We start from the raw sequence: 2,736 nt of genomic DNA, 5'->3' as shown, positions 1-2,736 counted from the left end.
TCACCAGAACCGGGTGCCCGGCTCGCCCTTGAACGGGCCGACCACCCGCGAGGTGATCCAGCCGCCGTAGAAGCCACCCGGCTGCGGGCGGACCAGCTCCCCGTCCACCGTGCAGCGGTCCATCGCCGCCGGGTACAGCGCCACATGGTCGGCAACCGGCGCGAACCGCGCACTCGGCCGCGGGTAGAACCAGGCCGCGGCGGGAGCCACGACGTCGCCGCCGACCACGTCGAGGTAGGACGCGGTGCCCTTCCACTCGCAGAAGCTGCTCCCGGGCGCCGGCCGGAGCGCCCCGTCGACGAACGCCCCGCGGGGCAGGTAGTACGTCGGCGGGTGGCTGGTCTCCAGGACCCGAAGCGCGGCCGTCGTGTCGGCGACGAGCTGCCCACCGAGCCAGACCTGCACGTGCTCGCCGGTCGGCACAAGTGCCGGCGGGCGCGGGTAGTCCCACACCGACTCCTGGCCCGGGCCGGGCTGTTCGCGCGCAGGCCTCACCGCCCCAGCGTAAGCACACCTGCCCCCGCGCTACTCGCAGACGACCCCGTCGTGGTCGCGGTCCTGGTACCAGTCGTACTCCGGGTCCCGGCCGCGCACGTACGGCCCGTAGCCCTGGGCGGTGGCCTCCCGGCAGGTCCCGAACCGGGGGTCGAGCACGCCACTGGTCCTCGCCGCCGGAGCCGGATCCGGTTGCGGCGCAAGCGTGCTCGCCGCCTCGACCGACCCTCCGCCGAGGACGAACGGCCGCGCAGCCGGCAGTCCCTGCCCCGGGCACCCGGACAGGACGACCCGGATCGCCTCCCGCTCCGCGGCGGTGACCCACAGGCCGTAGCGCGCCTTCACCGCGACCTGCCGCGCGACATACGCGCAGCGGTAGCTACGGACCGGCGGCAGCCAGGTGGCCGCGTCGCCGTCCCCCTTGGCCTCGTTGGTCGGACCGTCGACCGCCAGCAGGTTCAGCGAGTCGTTGGCGAACGCCTGGCGCGTGGCGGCGCTCCAGCGCTGGGCCCCCTTCTGCCATGCGTCGGACAACGCCACGACGTGGTCGATCTGCACCGCGGTCGAGGTCGCCTGCCCCCGCAGGAACGCGATGGTCCGCCCCGTGTAGGGGTCGTGCAGCGTCCCCCGCAGCACGAGGCAGCCGTGCGTGCCGGCCCGGAGGACGTATGCCGTGAGGTCGCGTCGCAGGACGTCGTTGCGGGTGTCGCAGCCGTTGCGGTCGACGTCCGCCCACGCCTGGCCGAACATCGCCCGGGCATACCCCGACTTGGGCGCCCGGCCCTTGACCGGCAGGGTCGCCAACGCCGCCAGGGCGGTGCCCGGTGCGGGTGCCGGCTCGGCCGTGGACGGCGTGGCCGTCGAGGTGACCACCGGACCCGCGGCGGCCGGGCTCGACGGCGAGGGGTCTGGTGCGGACGAGGGTGACCTGGAGGCCGAGGACTGGACGGTCACGGACCGCCCGGCCGACGCCAGCACCGGTGCCGGCGCGGGCGCCAACGCGCCACCGATGCCGGCCACGACGAGCCCGGCCGCGGCGACCGCTCCCCCGACCCCGCGGGAGCCGATCCGCGCCCAGCGCACACGTCCGCGCAGGGTCGCGGTGAGCCCGACCCCGGCAGCGACCAGACCGGCCAGCGTAAGCAGTCCGGCAAGGCCGCCGTCAGCGGTCGTCGAGGGTGCGAGGAGCACGAGCACCCGACGACGGTAGGACGGACCGGTGCCCGGGGTGACGGGTTTGCTCCAAGTCCACCCCGATGAGGTGACCCCGCCCGTCGGATGATGGGCGGGTGAGCAGTCCGCTCGCCTACTGGACCGGCGTGGCCCTCGGGGCGCTCGTGTGCGTCGTGCTGTGCGTGGCGTGCTGCCGGTGGCCGGGCGGCTGGACACATCGCGCCGGGCGCATCATCGCGCTGCTGCTGGCCGCCGACGCGGTGACGTTCGTGATCTCCCCGGTCGTCACCGGACGGTGGTCCGTGCAGACCTCCCTGCCGCTGGCCCTGTGCGACGTGGCCCTCATCGTCGCCGCGGTCGCCTGCTGGTTCCCGCAGTGGGCACTGGCGGTCGAGCTGACGTGGTTCTGGGGGCTGACCGGCACGCTGCAGGCCGTGCTGACCCCCGACCTGACGGCCACGTTCCCCGAGCTGGAGTTCTTCGAGTTCGTCATCGGGCACGTCGGGATCGTCGTCGCGGCCTTCTACCTCGTCGTGGGGCTGCGCCGGCAACCTCGTCGAGGCTCGGTGGCCCGCGTCTTCGCGATCACCGTGGCGTGGACCGCCCTCGTCGGGGTCTTCGACTGGCTGACCGGGTCCAACTACATGTTCCTCGCGGCGGTGCCGGAGCACGCCTCGCTGCTCTCGGTCCTGGGGCCCGGGCCGTGGTACATCCTCAGCGCGGCGGGGGTCGCCCTGGTGATGCTGCTGGTCCTCGACGCACCGTTCCGCCTGCGCGGCGCGCGGTCGCGCCGTTGAAAGCGGCACCCCGGCGCGGTGCGCTGGCGCCGTGCCGGGGTAACGATGACACTGGGGCACGACGCCGACCGAGGAGGTCCTGCATGTCCCGCGTGGTGCACTTCGAGATCCAGGCCGACGACGTGGAGCGGGCCAAGGCCTTCTACGGCGCGGCGTTCGGCTGGGAGTTCCAGGACTGGAGCGGAGCCACCGGCTCGGCGTACTGGGGCATCGTCTCCGGGCCCGAGGACGAGCCGGGCATCAACGGCGGGCTGTTGCAGCGACCGGCCCC

4 protein-coding genes are annotated in these 2,736 nt (G+C 74.2%); 2 read left to right on the top strand and 2 right to left on the bottom strand.

What is annotated here, in order from left to right; translation table 11 throughout:
- Window positions 1–495 carry a DUF427 domain-containing protein gene (locus ACXVGS_RS18955; protein ID WP_458530162.1) on the bottom strand — a complete coding sequence of 165 codons (495 nt, stop codon included), beginning with the start codon at window positions 493–495 and terminating at the stop codon, window positions 1–3.
- A 30-nt stretch (window positions 496–525) separates the two neighbouring features.
- Window positions 526–1,692, bottom strand: coding sequence for a GmrSD restriction endonuclease domain-containing protein (locus ACXVGS_RS18950; RefSeq protein WP_458538219.1), 1,167 nt, complete (start codon window positions 1,690–1,692; stop codon window positions 526–528).
- Window positions 1,693–1,784: 92 nt separating this feature from the next.
- On the opposite strand from ACXVGS_RS18950, the gene ACXVGS_RS18945 reads away from it, so the two are divergent.
- A complete protein-coding gene (locus ACXVGS_RS18945) occupies window positions 1,785–2,465 on the top strand; it encodes a YwaF family protein (protein ID WP_458538218.1) in 681 nt (226 codons plus the stop codon).
- A gap of 83 nt (window positions 2,466–2,548) precedes the next feature.
- A partial coding sequence (locus ACXVGS_RS18940) for a VOC family protein (RefSeq protein WP_458538217.1) occupies window positions 2,549–2,736 on the top strand: 188 nt, incomplete at its 3' end.

This window comes from Oryzihumus sp. (assembly GCF_054325275.1).
This window is presented reverse-complemented; position numbering and strand designations above follow the sequence as displayed.